Origin of the sequence: Streptomyces sp. S.PNR 29 (assembly GCF_030386795.1) — a bacterium.
In the GTDB taxonomy this organism is placed as follows: Bacteria; Actinomycetota; Actinomycetes; order Streptomycetales; family Streptomycetaceae; genus Streptomyces.
Genome location: NZ_JANUQM010000002.1, coordinates 533,518 through 553,527 on the forward strand (window position 1 = coordinate 533,518; position 20,010 = coordinate 553,527).

Below are 20,010 nucleotides of genomic sequence, written 5' to 3' on the forward strand. Positions count from 1 at the left end.
CCTGTAAGGGACCCTTAAAGGGTCCCGGTGAATGCCCTTTCCGTCACAGACCCGGAATCCGCCCGTTGCGGAACAGGTCCACGAAGATCTGGTGGTCGGTACGCGCGCGTGCGCCGTAGCTGTGCGCGAAGTCGACCAGCAGCGGTGCGAAGCCGTCCTCGTCGGCCGCGATCGCCGCGTCGATGGCCCGCTCCGTGGAGAACGGCACCAGGGACTCGCCGGACTGGTCGTCCGCCGCCGAGTGCATCGTGGCCGTGGCCCGGCCCAGGTCGGCGACGACCTCGGCGATCTCCTCCGGGTCGTCGATGTCGCCCCAGTCGAGGTCCACCGCGTACGGCGAGATCTCGGCGACCAGCTGGCCCGCGCCGTCCAGCTCGGTCCAGCCCAGCCACGGGTCGGCGTGCGCCTGCAGGGCGCGCTGGGAGATCACCGTGCGGTGGCCCTCGTGCTGGAAGTAGTCGCGGATCGCCTGGTCCGTGATGTGCCGGGAGACGGCCGGGGTCTGGGCCTGCTTGATGTAGATCACCACGTCGTTCTCCAGCGCGTCGCTGTGGCCCTCCAGCAGGATGTTGTACGACGGCAGACCCGCGGACCCGATGCCGATGCCGCGGCGGCCGACGACGTCCTTCACGCGGTAGGAGTCCGGGCGGGTCAGGGAGGTCTCCGGCAGCGTCTCCAGGTAGCCGTCGAAGGCCGCGAGCACCTTGTAGCGGGTGGCCGCGTCCAGCTCGATGGAGCCGCCGCCGGGCGCGAAGCGGCGCTCGAAGTCGCGGATCTCCGTCATCGAGTCCAGCAGCCCGAAGCGGGTCAGCGAGCGGGCGTCACGCAGGGCGTCCAGGAGCGGGCCCTGGGCCGTGTCCAGGGTGAAGGGCGGCACCTCGTCGCTCTTGGCGCCGGTCGCCAGGGCGTGGATCCGCTCCCGGTACGCGCCCGCGTACACCTGCACCAGCTCGGTGATCTGGGCGTCGCTGAGCGCCTTCGCGTACCCGATCAGCGCCACGGAGGCGGCGAAGCGCTTGAGGTCCCAGGTGAAGGGGCCGACGTAGGCCTCGTCGAAGTCGTTGACGTTGAAGATCAGGCGGCCGGTCGCGTCCATGTAGGTGCCGAAGTTCTCCGCGTGCAGGTCGCCGTGGATCCACACGCGGGAGGTCCGGTCGTCCAGGAACGGTCCGCCCCGCTTGTCCGCCTCCAGGTCGTGGTAGAAGAGGCATGCCGTGCCCCGGTAGAACGCGAAGGCCGAGGCCGCCATCTTCCGGAACTTCACGCGGAACGCTGCCGGGTCGGCGGCCAGGAGCTCGCCGAAGGCGGTGTCGAAGACGGCGAGGATCTCCTCGCCGCGGTGCTCGTCGTTGAGCTGCGGGACCGACATCGCTGGGTGCCTCCTGGTGCATGACATGGGTGACGGCGCTTCGTCACATCCAACGGGCGAAGGTACGCGGGAGTGCCCGTGACCCTCGGATGAAGGTACGCGGGTCGGCCCCCGGAGTGTCAGTGCCGAGGCATAGACTTCGACGCTGTCTCAAAGACTGCAGCAGTCTTCCGGACAGCTCGCCGACGTACGTTTGCCTTGGAGGCCCGAGCCGTGTCAAAGCCGCCGTTCACGCACCTGCACGTCCACACCCAGTACTCGCTGCTGGACGGTGCCGCGCGGCTGAAGGACATGTTCAACGCGTGCAACGAGATGGGCATGACGCACATCGCCATGTCCGACCACGGCAACCTCCACGGGGCGTATGACTTCTTCCACTCCGCGAAGAAGGCCGGAATCACCCCGATCATCGGGATCGAGGCGTATGTCGCGCCCGAGTCGCGGCGCAACAAGCGCAAGATCCAGTGGGGCCAGCCGCACCAGAAGCGGGACGACGTCTCCGGTTCCGGTGGTTACACCCACAAGACGATGTGGGCGGTGAACAAGACCGGCCTGCACAACCTCTTCCGGTTGTCCTCCGACGCGTACGCGGAGGGCTGGCTCCAGAAGTGGCCCCGGATGGACAAGGAGACCATCGCCCAGTGGTCCGAGGGGATCGTCGCCTCCACCGGCTGCCCCTCCGGGGAGGTGCAGACCCGGCTGCGTCTCGGCCAGTTCGATGAGGCGCTGAAGGCCGCCGCCGACTACCAGGACATCTTCGGCAAGGACCGCTACTTCCTGGAGCTGATGGACCACGGCATCGAGATCGAGCACCGGGTCCGCGACGGCCTGCTGGAGATCGGCAGGAAGCTGGGCATCCCCCCGCTGGTCACCAACGACTCGCACTACACGTACTCGCACGAGGCGGGCGCGCATGACGCCCTGCTGTGCATCCAGACCGGCAAGAACCTCTCCGACCCCGACCGCTTCAAGTTCGACGGCACCGGCTACTACCTGAAGTCCACCGAGGAGATGTACGCCATCGACTCCTCGGACGCCTGGCAGGAGGGCTGCGCCAACACCCGGCTGATCGCCGAGATGGTCGACACCACGGGCATGTTCGAGAAGCGCGACCTCATGCCCAGGTTCGACATCCCCGAGGGCTACACCGAGGTCACCTGGTTCAAGGAGGAGGTCCGCCGCGGCATGGAGCGCCGCTTCCCCGGCGGCATCCCCGAGGACCGGCAGAAGCAGGTCGAGTACGAGATGGACGTCATCATCCAGATGGGGTTCCCGGGCTACTTCCTCGTGGTCGCCGACTTCATCATGTGGGCCAAGAACAACGGCATCGCCGTCGGCCCCGGCCGAGGCTCCGCGGCCGGTTCGATCGTCGCCTACGCCCTCGGCATCACCGACCTCGACCCGATCCCGCACGGCCTGATCTTCGAGCGGTTCCTCAACCCCGAGCGCGTCTCCATGCCCGATGTCGACATCGACTTCGACGAGCGCCGGCGCGTCGAGGTGATCCGGTACGTGACGGAGAAGTACGGCGCCGACAAGGTCGCCATGATCGGCACGTACGGCACCATCAAGGCCAAGAACGCGATCAAGGACTCCGCGCGCGTGCTGGGCTACCCGTACGCGATGGGCGACCGCATCACCAAGGCCATGCCCGCCGACGTCCTCGGCAAGGGCATCCCGCTGTCCGGCATCACCGACCCGACCCACCCCCGCTACTCGGAGGCGGGCGAGGTCCGGGCGATGTACGAGAACGAGCCGGACGTGAAGAAGGTCATCGACACCGCACGCGGCGTGGAGGGCCTGGTGCGGCAGATGGGCGTGCACGCGGCCGGCGTGATCATGTCCAGCGAGACCATCACCGACCACGTCCCGGTCTGGGTGAGGCACACCGACGGCGTGACCATCACGCAGTGGGACTACCCGAGCTGTGAGTCGCTCGGCCTGCTGAAGATGGACTTCCTGGGCCTGCGCAACCTCACGATCATGGACGACGCCGTCAAGATGGTGAAGGCCAACAAGGGGATCGATCTCAGTCTCCTGGACCTCCCGCTCGACGACCCCAAGACCTTCGAACTCCTCCAGCGCGGCGAGACCCTCGGCGTCTTCCAGTTCGACGGCGGCCCCATGCGCTCGCTGCTGCGGCTGATGAAGCCGGACAACTTCGAAGACATCTCCGCCGTGTCGGCCCTGTACCGCCCGGGCCCGATGGGCATGAACTCCCACACCAACTACGCCCTGCGCAAGAACGGGCAGCAGGAGATCACGCCCATCCACCCCGAGCTGGAGGAGCCGCTCAAGGAGGTCCTGGACGTCACCTACGGCCTGATCGTCTACCAGGAGCAGGTGCAGAAGGCCGCCCAGATCATCGCCGGCTACTCGCTCGGCGAGGCCGACATCCTCCGCCGTGTGATGGGCAAGAAGAAGCCGGAGGAGCTGGAGAAGAACTTCGTCATCTTCCAGGCCGGTGCCCGTAAGAACGGCTACAGCGACGAAGCCATCCAGGCACTCTGGGACGTGCTGGTCCCCTTCGCCGGCTACGCCTTCAACAAGGCGCACTCGGCCGCGTACGGACTGGTCTCCTACTGGACCGCGTACCTGAAGGCGAACCACCCCGCCGAGTACATGGCCGCCCTGCTGACCTCGGTCAAGGACGACAAGGACAAGTCGGCCGTCTACCTCAACGAGTGCCGCCGCATGGGCATCCGGGTGCTCCCCCCGAACGTCAACGAGTCCGAGTCGAACTTCGCCGCACAGGGCGACGACGTGATCCTCTTCGGCCTCTCCGCCGTCCGCAACGTGGGCACGAACGTCGTCGAATCGATCATCAGGTGCCGCAAGGCCAAGGGGAAGTACGTCTCCTTCCCGGACTACCTCGACAAGGTCGATGCCGTGGTCTGCAACAAGCGCACCACCGAATCGCTGATCAAGGCCGGTGCCTTCGACTCGATGGGCCACACCCGCAAGGGCCTGACCGCCCAGTACGAGCCGATGATCGACAACGTGGTCGCGGTCAAGCGCAAGGAGGCCGAGGGCCAGTTCGACCTCTTCGGCGGCATGGGCGAGGAGCAGAGCAGCGAACCGGGCTTCGGGCTCGACGTGGAGTTCTCCACCGAGGAGTGGGACAAGACCTATCTGCTCGCCCAGGAGCGGGAGATGCTCGGTCTGTACGTCTCCGACCACCCGCTGTTCGGCCTGGAGCACATCCTGTCCGACAAGGCCGACGCGGGCATCTCCCAGCTGACCGGCGGTGAGCACGCGGACGGCGCGGTCGTCACCATCGGCGGCATCATCTCCGGCCTGCAGCGCAAGATGACCAAGCAGGGCAACGCCTGGGCCATCGCCACGGTCGAGGACCTCGCGGGTTCGATCGAGTGCATGTTCTTCCCGGCCACGTACCAGCTTGTGTCGACCCAACTCGTCGAGGACGCGGTGGTGTTCGTCAAGGGCCGCCTCGACAAGCGTGAGGACGTGCCGCGGCTGGTCGCGATGGAGTTGCAGGTCCCCGACCTGTCGAACGCGGGCACCAACGCGCCCGTGATCGTCACCATCCCGGCCACGAGGGTCACCCCGCCGCTGGTCAGCCGCCTCGGCGAGATCCTCACGCACCACAAGGGCGAGAGCGAGGTCCGCATCAAGCTGCAGGGCCCGACCAAGACGACGGTGCTCCGCCTGGACCGGCACCGGGTGAAGCCGGACCCCGCACTCTTCGGCGATCTGAAGGTCCTGCTGGGCCCGTCCTGTCTGGCGGGCTGAGCAACTGACGTGCGTGAGGGGCGCATCCGGCACGGGATGCGCCCCTCGGTCATGCGGGCATCAGTGCTGACGGTCAGTTGTGACCGAAGCGCTTCTGACGCTTCCGGGCGACATCGCTGGGCGTCATCTGCGGGGCACGCTGCTCGTCCTGCGGCTCCAGCGCGGACGTCCGGGCCGTCTGCGGGGCGCGTTCGGCCTGCGGCCGCTTACGATCACGGTTCTTGTTCTTGGCCATGGTGATCTGCCTCCTGTGGGGGATCTAGGGGCCAGGGCCGGGACCAGATTCACATAGCCCGATAAAGAACGCATGTTGGATAATTACCGTCTGTAACAGGCCTCGTCGGGCGGCGATGCCCCGAAACGCCACGCCGAAGATCGAGTTCGGGCCGTTAACCCTCGCGCCGTCGGGCAGACTCGAAGAAAGCCCGAAGTAAACCTCCTCGGAAGAGGGTGAGTCGCGTGGACCGCTGCATCGTCCTGGTGGACGCCGGGTATCTGCTGGGGGCCGCCGCCAGCCTGCTTGCCGGGGAGCCCTCACGGTCCCGCATCACCGTGGACCACGCCGCCCTCATCCAGGGGCTGCGCGAGCGCGCCGAGTCCGACACACAGCAGCCACTGCTGCGCATCTACTGGTTCGACGGCGCCCCCGACCGCGTCCCGCAACCCGAGCACCGCCGGCTGCGCGTGATGCCCCGGGTCACCGTCCGGCTCGGCGCACTGACCCGCAGCGACGGCCGCTGGGCCCAGAAGGGCGTGGACGCCGCCATGCACGCCGAGCTGACCGAGCTGGCCCGCAACCGCGCCTGCTCCGACGTCGTCCTCGTCACCGGCGACGGCGACCTGCTGCCGGGCATGATGGCCGCCAAGGAGCACGGCGTCGCCGTCCACCTGTGGGCCGTGCAGGCCGCCGACGGCGACTACAACCAGTCCGAGGACCTGGTCGCCGAGGCCGACGAACGGCGCGTCCTGGACCGTACGTGGATCACCAAGGCCGTCCACGCCAAGGAACTCACCGGCGTGTGCGCGCCGCCGCCCGTGCCCCGGCCCGAGATCGCCGCGATCCTCTCCGCGCCGTTGCCCGAGTCCGCCCTCGCGGCGGCGGAGCGGCCCGCCGAGGAGCCGCCGCACCCGGCTGCGGCCACCGCCGCGCGCAACGGCGCCGAGGAGCGCGTGGCCGGCTCCAGGGCCGTCCCCACACCCAAGGACCTGGCCGCCCTGCGCGCCCCCGGCACCCAGCCCGCACAGCACCCCGCGACCGCCACGCTGCGCTGGTCCTCCGACAAGGGCTGGGTCGACCGGCCCCCCGCCGAGCCCCCGGAGGCCGCCTCGATGCCGACGCTCGCCCAGCTCACCACGGCCGAGCAGCGGTGGGCCGACCGCGAGGAGGACATCACGACGGTCGGCGGGGACCCGTACGAGGTGGGGCAGGTCTTCGCCCGCCGGTGGGTGGAACGGCTCGGCGACCAGAGCCACCTGCAGCGGCTGTCGGGCATGTACCCCCGCATCCCGCACCGCATCGACGGCGAGCTGCTGCGGTACGCGGCCCGGTTCGGGCTGCTCGCCCACAAGGACGACCAGATCGACGAACACGACCGGTACGCCATCCGGGCGGGGTTCTGGCGCGAGATCGACGTGCGGACGAACAAGGAGCCCAAGGAGCTCAAGGAGCACGCGCCCCCGGCCGAGTGAGATCTTTACCGGCGGATTTCCCGTTGTGGACCGACCCGAGAACGGCCGAGCGCTCCCGACCCCGTAGGCTCGTCCCTTGTGAGTACGCGCGCGGCACAGACATCTCGGCACGGTGGGGATGCCGTGTGCGTGGTGCGCGGACTGACCAAGACCTACCCGGCGGTACGCGGCCGGCGCGGCGCCCCCGGAACACCCGCGGTGCGGGCCACCGACGACGTACGGCTGGACATCCGGCGCGGGGAGATCTTCGGGCTGCTCGGGCCGAACGGCGCCGGCAAGTCCACCCTCGTACGGCAGCTGACCGGGCTGATGCGGCCCGACGGCGGCAGCGTGGAGATCCTCGGGCACGACATCGTGCGGCACCCTGAGCGAGCCGCGCGGATCCTCGCCTACCTCGGACAGGAGTCGACCGCCCTGGACGAGCTGACGGTGTCCCTCGCCGCCGAGACCACGGGGCGGCTGCGCGGCCTGGACGCCCGGCAGGCGCGCGCCGAGCGGGACGCCGTCCTCGACGAGCTGGGCCTCACGCCGATCGCCGGGCGGCCGCTGAAGAAACTGTCCGGAGGCCAGCGGCGCCTCGCCTGCTTCGCCGCCGCGCTGGTGGGGGAGCGGCCGCTGCTCGTCCTCGACGAGCCGACCACCGGGATGGACCCCGTGGCACGACGGGCCGTGTGGTCCGCCGTCGACCGGCGGCGCGCCGAGCGGGGCACCACCGTGCTGCTGGTCACCCACAACGTCATCGAGGCCGAGACCGTCCTCGACCGGGTCGCCGTCCTCGACCGGGGGCGGGTGATCGCCTGCGACACGCCCGCCGGGCTGAAGGAGAAGGTCGCCGGGGAGGTCAGGGTCGACCTGGTGTGGCGCGAGGCGGCTCCGCTGCACGTGCCCGAGGTGGCCGCGCTGCGGGACCGGGTCGTGGAGGCCGGGCGGTGCTGGACACTGCGGCTCGCGCCGGACGAGGCCCGTGCGGTCGTCGCCACCGTCACCGGCGGGGCCGCCTTCGCCGCGCTGGACGACTTCACGCTGGCCACGCCGAGCCTGGAGGACGTGTACCTGGCGCTGGGCGGGGCCGTGCAGCAGGGGCTGGTGAAGGCGTGAACGGACTGGAAGTGAGCACTCTGGCACTGCGCACCCCGGCCTTGAGAACGCAGGCCGTCGGATCCGTACGGAACAGGGCCGGAGCGAAGAGGAGGGGCGCGAGGTGAGCGTCGTACCCGCAGATGTCCTGCCGGGCCGTGCCCTGGCCGCCGAGAAGGCCGCCGCAGGCCCGGCCGAGCTCGGGCCGCGGGCGCGGCTGTGGCCGTCGCTGGTGGCCGTGTACCGGGCTCAGCTGTCCCGGGCGCGGGTCGCGCGGATCCCGTTGCTGTTCGTGGCGACCTTCCAGTCGGTCGGGATCATGGTCCTGATGCGGGGGGTCGTGGACGGCGGGGGTGAGGCGCAGGCGGTGGTCGCCGGGGCGTCGGTCCTGGTGGTCGCCTTCGTGGCGCTGAACCTGCTCGCGCAGTACTTCGGACAACTGCGGGCGAGTGGCGGGCTCGACCACTACGCGACGCTGCCGGTGCCGCCGGCGGCGGTGGTGCTCGGGGCGGCGGGGGCGTACGCCTCCTTCACCGTGCCGGGGACCGTGGTGACGGCGGCGTTCGGGTGTGTGCTGTTCGGATTGCCGCTGGCGCATCTGTGGGTGCTGGTGGCGGTGATTCCGCTTGCGGGTGCGGCGTTGTCGGGGCTGGGGGCGGCGCTGGGACTGCTCGCGCCGCGGCCGGAACTGGCCACGTTGCTCGGGCAGCTGGGCATGTCGGCGGCGCTGCTGCTGGGGGTGCTGCCGGCCGACCGGATGCCGGAGGTGGTGCGTCTCGCGCGGGATCTGCTGCCGTCGACGTACGGCGTGGAGGCCTTCGCACGGACCTTCGGGGAGCACCCCGACTGGGCCTTCGTGGTCGGTGACCTCGCCGTGTGCGGGGCGGTCGGGGTCGTGTCGCTGGCCGTGGCCACCTGGGCGTACCGTCGGGCGGCCGTACGGTGACGGGCGGGCAGTCGTCCGGTGACGCGCCGCAGGGGCGGGCCTGGCACGATGGCAGGGTGACCGCACCTCTGACACCGCCTCCGCCACCGCATGAACGTTCGTCTCACCAGGGCTGGGAGGGGCCGCCGCCGGTCGGTGCCGATGCCAGTGCCGATGCTGTGGGAAGCGCGTACGGACAGGACGGCCCCGGGATGAAGACCGAAGTGCGGGAGGCCGCCGTGGTCACGGTGGCGGTGGCGCTCTGCGGGCTGCTGCTGGGGGTGCTGTGGTGGTGGCTTGCGCCGCGTGTGCCGCTGGTCGGTGACGTGGTGGACAAGAACTGGGTCGTCTACCTCAAGGAGACCGAGGGCGAGCAGGCGGTGGGCGTCGATGGCACGTTCACGCTGCTGGCGCTGGCCTTCGGGCTGGTGAGCGCGGTCGTCGTCTTTCTGCTGCGGCGGCGTGGGGGTGTGCCGCTGGTGGTGGCGCTCGGGGTCGGGGGGCTGCTCGGGTCGCTGCTGGCGTGGCGGGTCGGGGTGTGGCTCGGGCCCGCCCAGGACGTGATCGCTCACGCGAAGTCGGTGGGCAAGGGGGTTACGTTCTCGGCGCCGCTGAAGCTTGGTGCGAAGGGTGCGTTGCTGGCCTGGTCGCTGTCCGCGCTGATCGTCCACCTCGGCTTGACGGCCCTGTTCGGGCCCCGGGACCCGGATCCTTATGAGCACGCGTCGTACGGCCAGGACGGGCCGTACGGGGGGCAGAGCGGCCCGTACGAGGGGTCTTCGGCGGCGTAGGACCCCGGCGCCGCGCCACCCTCCCGACGAGCCCACCTCGCCCCCGCCGCCCCTGCCCCACCCCCCAGGGGCTGCGCCTCTCGGACCCCGCCAGGGGTTGCGTCCTGGGACCCCGCCCCGTCTGGGACCGCGCCCTCGCCACCTGGCCGCGCTCTGTGTGGCGTCGATCGGCGTCGTGGTTGCCGGATGAAGGGCGTGGGCGCCTTCGTCGGGGGGTCAGGTGCGGCCGATGGGGGCGATGGTTGCGGTGGTGAGGGTGGTCAGGTCGGTGGGGGAGAGTTCGACCTCCAGGCCTCGGCGGCCGGCCGAGACGCAGATCGTTGCGTGGCGGGAGGCCGATGCGTCCAGCACGGTGGGGAGTTTCTTGCGCTGCCCCAGGGGAGAGATGCCGCCGCGGACGTACCCCGTCGTGCGCTCCGCGAGGGCCGGGTCGGCCATCGTCGCGCGTTTGCCGCCGACCGCCGCTGCCAGGGCCTTGAGGTCCAGTTGGCCCGCCACCGGGACCACCGCCACGGTCAGTTTGCCGTCCACGTCCGCCACGAGTGTCTTGAAGACCCGGTCCGGAGACACGCCCATCGCCTCGGCCGCCTCCTCGCCGTAGGAGGGGTGGGAGGGATCGTGGTCGTAGGAGTGGACCGTGTACGCGACGCCCGCCGCCGTGAGCGCCACCGTCGCGGGCGTGCCCCCCGGCTGCTGTTGTTTCTTCGCCTTCTTCGCCATGTCGCCCCGTACGTTCCGTTGGGTTGTGCTCAGTTGAGACTCGTCGGGCCGCGTGTCAGGTCCGACGCCGGCAACGACGGCAGCGTACGGATGATGGCCGTCTCGGCGCGAAGGAGTTTCAGCTCGTCGCGGAGGCGGGAGGCCGTGTCCGGGGCCTGGAGCAGACGCTGCTTGGTGGGCGTGTCCAGCATCATCGCGGCGGCGACCAGGTAGGAGACGACGCCCGGTTCGTCCGGCAGTTCCGCGCCGGACGCCAACGACCGCTCCCGCGCTCCCGCCAGACGCTTCTGGTACTGACGGAAGGACCGCAGCACCCCCTCGGCCAGCGCCCCCGCCTCGTCACCGGGCTCCTCGGTCAGCATCTCCAACTCGGCCGTCAGGAACGGCCCGGAAGCGTCGACCGAGAGCAGCCGTACCCGGGTCGTCCCGGTCGCCAGCACCTCGAAGGTGCCGTCGGCCCGCTCCCGGATCGTCGCCGCGTCCGCCACGCAGCCCACCTTGTGGAAGGCCTTGACCGGGTCGGGGCCGAAGCCGGCCGCGGGGCCCCGCTGGGGCACCGCCGTCGGGTCGGGCATGCCGGGGGAGCTGGGCGCCACCTCGTGGCCGTCACGGATCGCCACGACGGCGAACCGGCGAGGCTCGTCCTCGGGGGCCTTCAGCAACTCGCGCATCATGGCGCGATAGCGCTCCTCGAACACATTGAGCGGGAGCACCAGCCCCGGGAACAGCACCGAGTTCAGGGGGAAGAGGGGGAGCCGGACGGTGGTCACGACGCAGAAGCCTAATGGTCGCCGGTGCCGACGCGCCCCCCGCGCTCACTTCGTGGATGACTCCACGGCTGCCCGGCCGCTGCCGCCCGGATGCTGTCGCGGACCTGCAGGTAGTGTCCGAGCGGGTCGTCCGACACCTGGTCCCAGGGGAAGGACGTGGCGTACGGGCCGGTCAGACGCAGCTGCTCCGAGGCGTCCGCCCAGCGCTCCAGGCGGACCAGGACGAAGATGAGCAGGTTCCGCATCCTGGCCGGCCAGGGGTCGGCCGAAGGGAGCGAGGGGGACAGCGCGATCGCCCGGTCGGCGGCCGCGTCCAGACGCTCCCGCGGCACCTCGGGTCCGCAGCCGTCGGTGAGGTAGCCGAACGCCGCCCGCAGCGGAAGCGCCTGCACCAGTGCGCCGGCCGGCGCGTCCTGCGCGGCCCGGTCGGCGAAGTCGAAGCACTCGTGGTGCGAACCGTGCCAGTACACGGCCAGATAGCGCAGAGCCGCGACATGGCAGCCGTAGTGGTGCGGGGCGCGGCGGACCGCCGCCTCCCACAGCTCCTCGAAGTACTGGTGACCTGCGTCGGCGCCGCGCGCGCGGTCCAGGGCGAGCCGCCACGGCACCGGGTCGCGGTCCTCGCCCCGCGCGGCGGCCGTGATCAGAGGGCTCACCTCGCGCAGCGCTTCGGCCCGGGCCGGTGACTGCCAGGCGCGGTCCACCGCCAGCTGGGCCCCGACCAGCAGCGCGTCGGGATCGTGCGGAGCGTCGGCCCGCCAGGCGTCGAGCCACTCGGAGCGGGAGCGCGCGAAGGCGGCCAGCCTTCTCACATACCGGTCGCGTCGCTCCCACTCGCCTCCCGCGCGGGTGGCGGACAGCAGCTCGGCGGCCGGTTGGTGGTCACCGCGCGCGGCCGCGACCAGCACGGGACCCAGCCGTGCGTCGGGCGCGTCGAGGAACACCTCGTCGTCGGCGCGGGGCTCAGCGACACGGTGGGGGGCGGTCCTTGTCATCCGGGTCGTGCGGATGAACGGGAGCTGCAGAGCCATGGTGCCGACCATTGAAAGACCGCAGGTCACACAGGCGCCAGCCTGTTCACAGAACTCACGGAAAGTTGTACACGCCGTGGTCAAGGCAGGGTAAAAAAGTGACCAGTGTTCAATAACTGGCACACCACCAGTATCACTAGTTGCGCCGCAGCAACCGGGTCGCCCCCGCCGCCACCGTCGTCGCCAGGACCCAGCCCAGCAGGATCATCGCCGCCGCCAGCCACTGCCAGCCGCCGCGCAGCTGCCAGAAGCCGACCTGGCCGAGGTCGATGACCGGCAGTAACAGGTCGAGGGCGAAGAGGGCGGGGTTCCAGTCCGGATGCTCGCCGCTCTTGAGGGGCGGATGGCTGGCGTGCGCGAAGGCCACCGACCCTGCCGCCCACAGCACCGCCATCCACACCGCGGCCCGGCCCGGCCGGTACCCGTAGGCGACCGTCCAGTCCTGGGCGTATCCCCAGAGCTTGGCGGCGAACGGCAGGCTCTCGCGGCGCCGGCGCTGCTTGGCGAGCAGCACCTCCCGGGCGTCCTCGTCCTCGCCGCCGGCCCGCAGCACGGCGGCCAGCCGCTCGTACGGCTCCGGGTTGTACTCGGCGGTCGCCGCGGCCACCCAGTCCAGCCGTTCGGCCAGCGGGAACGGGCCGCGCGGCACGAGGTTCTCGTAGGTGAAGCCGCCCATGTGCAGCCGTCCCGGGCCCGGCCAGGCGTCCGACCGGTCCATCAGGTTGACGATCCGCGCGCCGGACATCACCACCCGGCCCCGCGCCGGACGCTCCCCCAGGAACCGCAGCTCCGGTGTCTGCACCCGGCGCAGCGACAGCTCCTGGTCGTCGGTGAAGGTGAACCGGGCCCGCTCGAAGTCGACCGCGTCCCCGAACCGCCCGTCGTCCAGCCGCATCCCGCCCGTGCACTCGAACCGCTGGATCCGCGTTCCCTGCGCGGGGGTCATGCCGCTCATCGCCTGGGCGCCGACACCCGCCGGCGTCAGGTACAGGCTGCGCTCCACGGTCAGCTGCGGGGCGTTCAGCGCCAGCCGCGCGCAGGGGTTGGCCAGCCGGGCACCGCGCAGGCTCAGCGAGACACCGATCTTGGCGCTGCGCAGGCTCATCTCGCCGTGCGACTCCAGCAGTTCCGCCTGCAGGTCCTGCCCGACCGTCATGCCGTCCCCGGCGATGGAGCGGCCGCTGCGGTCCCGGTGCACGATCGCCTGGTTGAGCAGCAGATCCGTGCCGATCTGCGCGTCGGTCAGCCGGATGCCATGGTGGAAGCGGCAGCGCGGCAGATGCAGGTCGCCCTCGGTGTGCACCCGGGCCGCCTCAAGGCGCGGCACCGAGCAGTCCACCATCCGTACGGTCGTGAAGTGGGCCTCCGGCAGCAGCACGTCCCGCTCGAAGCGGCAGCCCCGCAGTTCGACGTACGGCACCACCGTGCCGCCCGCGAGATCCAGGGTGCCGTTGATCTGCACGCCGACGAGCTTCAGCGAGGACACCCGGCCCGCGAGCGCGGGCGGCCCGTCGAGCAGCAGCCAGCACACGATCCGGGCCCGCACGGACCGTTCGGATCCCCAGGGATGCCCGCCGTGCGGATCGTCGACGACGGCGTCCCCGCTGCTCAGGTCGTACACGCTGCCGTTTCGGAAGGCCTGCCACATGCCGGCCTCCGCCGCGGTCAGGTCGTCCGGCAGGTCCCCGGCGCGCAGTCCGGCCCCTTCGGTCACAGTTCTTCCGTCCCCCTTTGCTGTCTCACGTGGCGTCCGCCTCGGTGTCCGCTTGCTTCACGTGGGATCACACACTGCTTCACGTGGGATCACACACGTTTCGTACAACCGTTCATGCCCGCTGTGTGACGCGCCGAACGCGGAACGTGAAGCGGATCTTCCGCGGATCTTCCGAGCCGCGGCCGGGAGCCGTATCAGACACTGATACGCGCGGACGGCGCCGGACGGGGGTCTGAGAGAATTGGTTCCGTGATCTCCCGAATCGATCTGCGCGGCGACGCCCTTCCCGAGGGCCCCGCCCTGCGCGACCTGCTGCCCCGAGCCGACTTCGACGTTCAGGCCGCCCTGGAGAAGGTGCGTCCGATCTGCGAGGCCGTGCATCATCGGGGCGACGCGGCGCTGATCGACTTCGCCGAGAAGTTCGACGGCGTGCGGCTGGAATCCGTACGAGTCCCGGCGCGGGCGCTCACCGACGCCCTGGAGGGGCTGGACCCGGCCGTGCGCGCGGCCCTGGAGGAGTCCATCCGCCGCGCCCGGCTCGTCCACCGCGAACAGCGCCGTACGACCCACACCACGCAGGTCGTGCCCGGCGGCTCGGTCACCGAGAAGTGGGTGCCGGTGGAGCGCGTGGGGCTCTACGCCCCCGGTGGCCGGTCGGTCTACCCGTCCTCCGTGGTGATGAACGTCGTGCCCGCCCAGGAGGCCGGCGTCGAGTCCATCGCCCTCGCCTCGCCCGCCCAGGCGGAGTTCGGCGGGCTGCCGCACCCGACGATCCTCGCCGCCTGCGCCCTGCTCGGTGTCGACGAGGTGTACGCGGCCGGCGGCGCCACCGCCGTCGCGATGTTCGCGTACGGCACCGAGTCCTGCCCGCCCGCCAACATGGTCACCGGCCCCGGCAACATCTGGGTCGCCGCCGCCAAGCGCTACTTCACCGGCAAGATCGGCATCGACGCCGAGGCCGGCCCGACCGAGATCGCGATCCTGGCCGACGAGACCGCCGACCCGGTGCACGTGGCGTCGGACCTGATCAGCCAGGCCGAGCACGACCCACTGGCGGCGGCCGTGCTGGTCACCGACTCCGTCGAGCTCGCGGACGCCGTCGAGAAGGAGCTTCAGCCGCAGGTCGCGGCCACCAAGCACATCGAGGACCGGATCGTCCCGGCGCTGGGCGGCAAGCAGTCCGCGATCGTCCTCGTCGACGGCATCGACGAGGGCCTGCGGGTGGTCGACGCGTACGGCGCCGAGCACCTGGAGATCCAGACGGCGGACGCCGCCGCCGTGGCCGACCGGGTGAAGAACGCCGGTGCGATCTTCATCGGCCCCTGGGCGCCCGTGTCGCTCGGCGACTACGCCGCCGGCTCCAACCACGTCCTGCCCACCGGCGGCTGCGCCTGCCACTCCTCCGGCCTGTCCGTCCAGTCCTTCCTGCGCGGCATCCACATCGTCGACTACACGAAGGACGCGCTGGCCGAGGTCGCGCACCACGTGGTGACGCTGGCGGAGGCGGAGGACCTGCCCGCGCACGGCGCGGCGATCAAGGCCCGTTTCGGCGGAGCCGAACAATGGACGCGCGACTGGAAGGTTCCCGAGGGCAAGTGACCGGTATCGACGATCTTCCCGTACGGGACGAGCTGCGCGGCAAGTCCCCCTACGGCGCACCCCAGCTGGACGTCCCCGTACGGCTGAACACCAACGAGAACCCCTACCCGCTGCCCGAGCCGCTGGTCGAGCGGATCACCGAGCGGGTCCGGGAGGCGGCCCGCGGCCTCAACCGCTACCCGGACCGGGACGCGGTGGAGCTGCGCACCAGGCTCGCCGAGTACCTGACGAAGACCGCGGAGTACGAGGTCGGCCCGGCCAACGTCTGGGCCGCCAACGGCTCCAACGAGGTCATCCAGCAGCTGCTGCAGACCTTCGGCGGGCCGGGCCGGACCGCGATCGGCTTCGAGCCGTCGTACTCGATGCACGGCCTCATCGCGCGCGGCACCGGCACGGGCTGGATCTCCGGCCCCCGGCACGAGGACTTCACGATCGACGTCCCGGCCGCCGTGCGGGCCATCGCCGAGGACCGGCCGGACGTCGTCTTCATCACCACCCCCAACAACCCCACCGGCAACGCGGTCCCGCCCGAGACGGTCCTCGCCCTGTACGAGGCCGCGCAGGCGGCGAAGCCGTCGATGGTGGTGGTGGACGAGGCGTACATCGAGTTCAGCCACGGCGACTCGCTGCTGCCGCTGCTCGAAGGACGGCCGAACCTCGTCATCTCCCGCACCATGTCGAAGGCGTTCGGCGCGGCGGGCCTGCGCCTCGGCTACCTCGCCGCGCACCCGGCCGTCGTCGACGCCGTCCAGCTCGTACGGCTGCCGTACCACCTGTCGGCCGTCACCCAGGCGACCGCCCTGGCCGCCCTCGAACACACCGACACGCTGCTGAAGTACGTCGAGCAGCTGAAGGCCGAGCGGGACCGGCTGGTCACCGAGCTGCGCGCGATCGGTTACGAGGTGACCGAGTCCGACGCCAACTTCGTACAGTTCGGACGGTTCGAGGACTCCCACCTGGTGTGGCGGAAGATCCTCGACCGGGGCGTCCTGGTCCGGGACAACGGCGTACCGGGGTGGCTGCGGGTCACCGCCGGAACCCCCGAAGAGAACGACGCGTTCCTCGACGCGGTCCGTGAGTTGAAGAAGGAGCAGAACACATGAGCCGCGTTGGACGCGTGGACCGGACGACCAAGGAGACGTCCGTCGTCGTCGAGATCGACCTCGACGGCACCGGCAAGACGGACATCTCCACCGGGGTCGGCTTCTACGACCACATGCTCGACCAGCTCGGCCGGCACGGTCTGTTCGACCTGACCGTGAAGACCGAGGGCGACCTGCACATCGACTCGCACCACACCATCGAGGACACCGCCCTCGCGCTCGGGGCCGCCTTCAAGCAGGCCCTCGGCGACAAGGTGGGGATCTACCGCTTCGGCAACTGCACGGTCCCGCTGGACGAGTCCCTCGCCCAGGTCACCGTCGACCTGTCCGGCCGCCCGTACCTCGTGCACACCGAGCCCGAGAAGATGGCGCCGATGATCGGCGAGTACGACACCACGATGACCCGGCACATCCTGGAGTCCTTCGTCGCCCAGGCCCAGATCGCGCTGCACGTGCACGTGCCGTACGGGCGCAACGCGCACCACATCGTGGAGTGCCAGTTCAAGGCGCTGGCACGGGCCCTGCGGTACGCCTCCGAGCGCGACCCGCGCGCCGCGGGCATCCTGCCCTCCACGAAGGGCGCGCTGTGAACAGCACCTCGACCATCCTGATCGTCGTCGGCCTCTTCCTCGTCGGCGGGATCATCTCCTTCGTCAAGCAGCAGATGCCGAAGGGCCTCATCGTGCTGCTCTCGATCGGCGCCGCGATGTGTCTCCTCGCGGGCGTCCTGAGGCTGGAGGTGTGGAATTGAGCAGCCGCAAGAACGTCGTCGTCTTCGACTACGGCTTCGGAAACGTCCGCTCCGCCGAGCGGGCCCTCGCGCGCGCGGGAGCCGACGTCGAGATCACCCGTGACTTCGACAGGGCCATGGACGCCGACGGGCTGCTGGTCCCGGGCGTCGGCGCCTTCGCCTCCTGCATGAAGGGCCTGAAGGAGGCACGCGGCGACTGGATCATCGACCGCCGGCTCTCCGGCGGGCGCCCGGTGATGGGCATCTGCGTCGGCATGCAGATCCTCTTCGCGCGCGGCATCGAGCACGGCGTTCAGACCGAGGGCCTCGAAGAGTGGCCCGGCTCGGTCGAGCCGCTGCAGGCCGACATCGTGCCCCACATGGGCTGGAACACCGTCGAGGCCCCGGCCGACTCGCAGCTGTTCGCCGGCCTGGACGCGGACGCCCGCTTCTACTTCGTGCACTCCTACGCCGTCCACGACTGGTCGCTGGAGACCCACAACCCGACCATCGCCGCCCCCAAGGTGACCTGGTCCACGCACGGCAAGCCCTTCGTGGCGGCCGTCGAGAACGGTGCCCTGTGGGCCACGCAGTTCCACCCCGAGAAGTCCGGCGACGCCGGAGCCCAGCTCCTCACCAACTGGATCGAGACCCTGTAGAGATGAGCAAGCTCGAACTCCTCCCCGCCGTCGACGTCCGCGACGGCCAGGCCGTCCGCCTCGTGCACGGCGAGTCCGGCACCGAGACCTCCTACGGCTCCCCGCTCGAGGCCGCTCTCGCCTGGCAGCGGTCGGGCGCCGAGTGGCTGCACCTGGTCGACCTGGACGCCGCGTTCGGCACCGGCGACAACCGGGAGCTGATCGCCGAGGTCGCGAGGGCGATGGACATCAAGGTGGAGCTGTCCGGCGGCATCCGCGACGACGCCTCGCTGGCGGCGGCCCTGGCCACCGGCTGCACCCGCGTGAACCTGGGCACGGCCGCCCTGGAGACGCCCGAATGGGTCGCCAAGGTCATCGCCGAGCACGGCGACAAGATCGCGGTCGGTCTCGACGTACGCGGCACCACCCTGCGCGGCCGCGGCTGGACCCGCGACGGCGGTGACCTCTACGAGACGCTGGAGCGCCTCAACAAGGAGGGCTGCGCGCGGTACGTGGTGACGGACATCGCCAAGGACGGCACCCTCCAGGGCCCGAACCTGGAGCTGCTGAAGAACGTCTGCGCCGCGACCGACCGCCCGGTGGTCGCCTCCGGCGGCGTGTCGTCCCTGGACGACCTCCGTGCCATCGCGGACCTGGTCCCCCTCGGTGTCGAGGGGGCCATCGTAGGGAAGGCGCTGTACGCGAAGGCGTTCACCCTGGAAGAGGCCTTGGAGGCTGTGTCGTCATGAGCGATGCCGTACGGCGCGTGCAGAGCGGAAGTCCCTGGGAAGAGAGTTTCGGTTTCGCGCGCGCCGTGGCGGCGGGCGATCAGGTGCTGGTGGCCGGCACGACGTCCTTCAAGGGCAGCGTGCTGTACGGGGAGGGCGACCCCTACGAACAGGCCAAGGTGGCCTTCACCAGCGCCATCGAGGCGATCGGCGAGTTCGGGCTCGGTATCGGGTCCGTGGTCCGTACGCGGATGTACCTGGCACACACGCGGGACCTCGACGAGGTGGGCCGTGCCCACAAGGAATTGTTCGACTCGGTGCGCCCGGTCGCGACCTTCCTGGTGGTGGAGGGCTTCGTCGACCCGCGTGTGCTGGTGTCGGTGGAACTAGAGGCATACAGAGGAGCCGTGGATTCATGACCCTGGCGGTCCGAGTCATCCCCTGCCTGGACGTGGACAACGGCCGGGTCGTCAAGGGCGTCAACTTCCAGAACCTGCGCGACGCCGGTGACCCCGTCGAGATGGCCAAGGTGTACGACGCCGAGGGCGCCGACGAGCTGACGTTCCTGGACATCACCGCCTCGTCCGGCAACCGCGAGACGACCTACGACGTGGTGCGGCGCACCGCCGAGCAGGTGTTCATCCCGCTGACCGTCGGCGGTGGCGTGCGCACCGCCGAGGACGTGGACAAGCTGCTGCGGGCGGGCGCCGACAAGGTCGGCGTGAACACGGCCGCGATCGCCCGTCCGGAGCTCATCCGGGAGATCGCGGAGCGCTTCGGCCGTCAGGTGCTGGTGCTGTCGGTCGACGCCCGCCGGACGGAGAGCGGGTCCTTCGAGGTCACCACGCACGGCGGCCGCAAGGGCACCGGAATCGACGCGGTCGAATGGGCGCACCGGGCGGCCGAGCTGGGCGCGGGCGAGATCCTGCTGAACTCCATGGACGCCGACGGCACCAAGGACGGCTACGACCTGGAGATGATCGCGGCGGTCCGCAAGCACGTGACCGTCCCGGTGATCGCCTCCGGCGGTGCCGGCAAGCTCGCCGACTTCCCGCCGGCCATCGCGGCGGGCGCGGACGCGGTGCTCGCGGCGTCCGTCTTCCACTTCGGGGATCTGAGGATCGGCGAGGTGAAGCAGACGCTGAGGGAGGCGGGCCACCCCGTCAGGTGACCCTGCTCCGTGAGCCCCGGTCCTCCGGCACGGCCCGCCCGCCGGTCGGCGCGGCGGCAGACCGCTGGGGAACCGGGCCGGTCTTCGCTGCCTGCGCCGCCCTGTGCGCCGACCCGCTCCGCCACGCCGAACCTCCGCGCTGACCGCGGCCCATGGGCGTGCCGGCCGCAGCGGCTCCCCACCGTGTCGCGCACGGACCCGG

General features: G+C 70.7%; 19 protein-coding genes. 13 read left to right on the forward strand and 6 right to left on the reverse strand.

Translation table 11 applies throughout. The features are described from left to right. Nucleotides 1-43: 43 nt before the first annotated feature. Complete coding sequence (locus tag NW895_RS07080) at nucleotides 44-1,369, reverse strand: DUF2252 domain-containing protein (protein ID WP_289934457.1); 1,326 nt, start codon at nucleotides 1,367-1,369, stop codon at nucleotides 44-46. A gap of 213 nt (nucleotides 1,370-1,582) precedes the next feature. On the opposite strand from NW895_RS07080, the gene dnaE reads away from it, so the two are divergent. Continuing rightward, nucleotides 1,583-5,122 carry a DNA polymerase III subunit alpha gene (gene dnaE, locus NW895_RS07085; RefSeq protein WP_289934458.1) on the forward strand — a complete coding sequence of 1,180 codons (3,540 nt, stop codon included), beginning with the start codon at nucleotides 1,583-1,585 and terminating at the stop codon, nucleotides 5,120-5,122. 73 nt (nucleotides 5,123-5,195) lie between these two features. Here dnaE and NW895_RS07090 read toward each other — a convergent pair whose 3' ends face one another. Continuing rightward, nucleotides 5,196-5,357, reverse strand: coding sequence for a hypothetical protein (locus NW895_RS07090; protein ID WP_289934459.1), 162 nt, complete (start codon nucleotides 5,355-5,357; stop codon nucleotides 5,196-5,198). Between the two features lie 224 nt (nucleotides 5,358-5,581). Here NW895_RS07090 and NW895_RS07095 point away from each other — a divergent pair, with 224 nt between their 5' ends. The 4 genes from NW895_RS07095 (at nucleotide 5,582) to NW895_RS07110 (ending at nucleotide 9,604) form a co-directional block, all read left to right on the forward strand. After that, nucleotides 5,582-6,811, forward strand: a complete 1,230-nt coding sequence (locus NW895_RS07095) for an NYN domain-containing protein (protein ID WP_289934460.1) — start codon at nucleotides 5,582-5,584, stop codon at nucleotides 6,809-6,811. 123 nt (nucleotides 6,812-6,934) lie between these two features. After that, a complete protein-coding gene (locus NW895_RS07100) occupies nucleotides 6,935-7,909 on the forward strand; it encodes an ABC transporter ATP-binding protein (protein ID WP_289934461.1) in 975 nt (324 codons plus the stop codon). 103 nt (nucleotides 7,910-8,012) lie between these two features. Further along, a complete protein-coding gene (locus tag NW895_RS07105; protein WP_289934462.1) occupies nucleotides 8,013-8,834 on the forward strand; it encodes an ABC transporter permease in 822 nt (273 codons plus the stop codon). A gap of 56 nt (nucleotides 8,835-8,890) precedes the next feature. Then, nucleotides 8,891-9,604: an AAA family ATPase gene (locus NW895_RS07110; protein ID WP_289934463.1), complete on the forward strand. Its 714-nt coding sequence runs from the start codon at nucleotides 8,891-8,893 to the stop codon at nucleotides 9,602-9,604. A gap of 216 nt (nucleotides 9,605-9,820) precedes the next feature. On the opposite strand, the gene ybaK is transcribed toward NW895_RS07110, so the two are convergent. The 4 genes from ybaK to NW895_RS07130 form a co-directional block, all read right to left on the reverse strand. Continuing rightward, on the reverse strand, nucleotides 9,821-10,324 hold the full coding sequence (gene ybaK, locus NW895_RS07115; protein ID WP_289934464.1) for a Cys-tRNA(Pro) deacylase: 504 nt from the start codon (nucleotides 10,322-10,324) through the stop codon (nucleotides 9,821-9,823). 29 nt (nucleotides 10,325-10,353) lie between these two features. Next, the gene (locus NW895_RS07120; RefSeq protein ID WP_289934465.1) at nucleotides 10,354-11,094 is read right to left on the reverse strand and encodes an LON peptidase substrate-binding domain-containing protein; all 741 of its coding nucleotides are present in this window, start codon (nucleotides 11,092-11,094) and stop codon (nucleotides 10,354-10,356) included. Between the two features lie 11 nt (nucleotides 11,095-11,105). After that, a complete protein-coding gene (locus NW895_RS07125; RefSeq protein ID WP_289934466.1) occupies nucleotides 11,106-12,137 on the reverse strand; it encodes a hypothetical protein in 1,032 nt (343 codons plus the stop codon). Nucleotides 12,138-12,261: 124 nt separating this feature from the next. After that, a complete protein-coding gene (locus NW895_RS07130; protein WP_289934467.1) occupies nucleotides 12,262-13,839 on the reverse strand; it encodes an oxidoreductase in 1,578 nt (525 codons plus the stop codon). A gap of 249 nt (nucleotides 13,840-14,088) precedes the next feature. On the opposite strand from NW895_RS07130, the gene hisD reads away from it, so the two are divergent. The 8 genes from hisD to hisF are packed head-to-tail and all read left to right on the forward strand — an operon-like array spanning nucleotide 14,089 to nucleotide 19,808. Continuing rightward, on the forward strand, nucleotides 14,089-15,438 hold the full coding sequence (gene hisD / locus NW895_RS07135) for a histidinol dehydrogenase (RefSeq protein WP_289934469.1): 1,350 nt from the start codon (nucleotides 14,089-14,091) through the stop codon (nucleotides 15,436-15,438). Then, a complete protein-coding gene (locus NW895_RS07140) occupies nucleotides 15,435-16,541 on the forward strand; it encodes a histidinol-phosphate transaminase (RefSeq protein WP_289934470.1) in 1,107 nt (368 codons plus the stop codon). Before hisD ends, NW895_RS07140 begins: the two co-directional genes overlap by 4 nt. Then, a complete protein-coding gene (gene hisB / locus NW895_RS07145; protein ID WP_289934471.1) occupies nucleotides 16,538-17,131 on the forward strand; it encodes an imidazoleglycerol-phosphate dehydratase HisB in 594 nt (197 codons plus the stop codon). The genes NW895_RS07140 and hisB overlap by 4 nt, the downstream gene beginning before the upstream one ends. Next, nucleotides 17,128-17,292 (forward strand): hypothetical protein, encoded by a 165-nt coding sequence (locus tag NW895_RS07150; protein WP_289934472.1) that lies wholly within the window; start codon nucleotides 17,128-17,130, stop codon nucleotides 17,290-17,292. Before hisB ends, NW895_RS07150 begins: the two co-directional genes overlap by 4 nt. Next, nucleotides 17,289-17,930 carry an imidazole glycerol phosphate synthase subunit HisH gene (gene hisH / locus NW895_RS07155; RefSeq protein WP_289934474.1) on the forward strand — a complete coding sequence of 214 codons (642 nt, stop codon included), beginning with the start codon at nucleotides 17,289-17,291 and terminating at the stop codon, nucleotides 17,928-17,930. Before NW895_RS07150 ends, hisH begins: the two co-directional genes overlap by 4 nt. Nucleotides 17,931-17,932: 2 nt before the next feature. Next, nucleotides 17,933-18,658, forward strand: a complete 726-nt coding sequence (gene priA, locus NW895_RS07160) for a bifunctional 1-(5-phosphoribosyl)-5-((5-phosphoribosylamino)methylideneamino)imidazole-4-carboxamide isomerase/phosphoribosylanthranilate isomerase PriA (RefSeq protein ID WP_289934475.1) — start codon at nucleotides 17,933-17,935, stop codon at nucleotides 18,656-18,658. Further along, nucleotides 18,655-19,056 (forward strand): RidA family protein, encoded by a 402-nt coding sequence (locus NW895_RS07165; protein WP_289934476.1) that lies wholly within the window; start codon nucleotides 18,655-18,657, stop codon nucleotides 19,054-19,056. The genes priA and NW895_RS07165 overlap by 4 nt, the downstream gene beginning before the upstream one ends. After that, entirely contained in the window at nucleotides 19,053-19,808 is a 756-nt protein-coding gene (hisF, locus tag NW895_RS07170; protein ID WP_289934477.1) for an imidazole glycerol phosphate synthase subunit HisF, read from the forward strand. The genes NW895_RS07165 and hisF overlap by 4 nt, the downstream gene beginning before the upstream one ends. The last annotated feature ends 202 nt before the right edge of the window (nucleotides 19,809-20,010 follow it).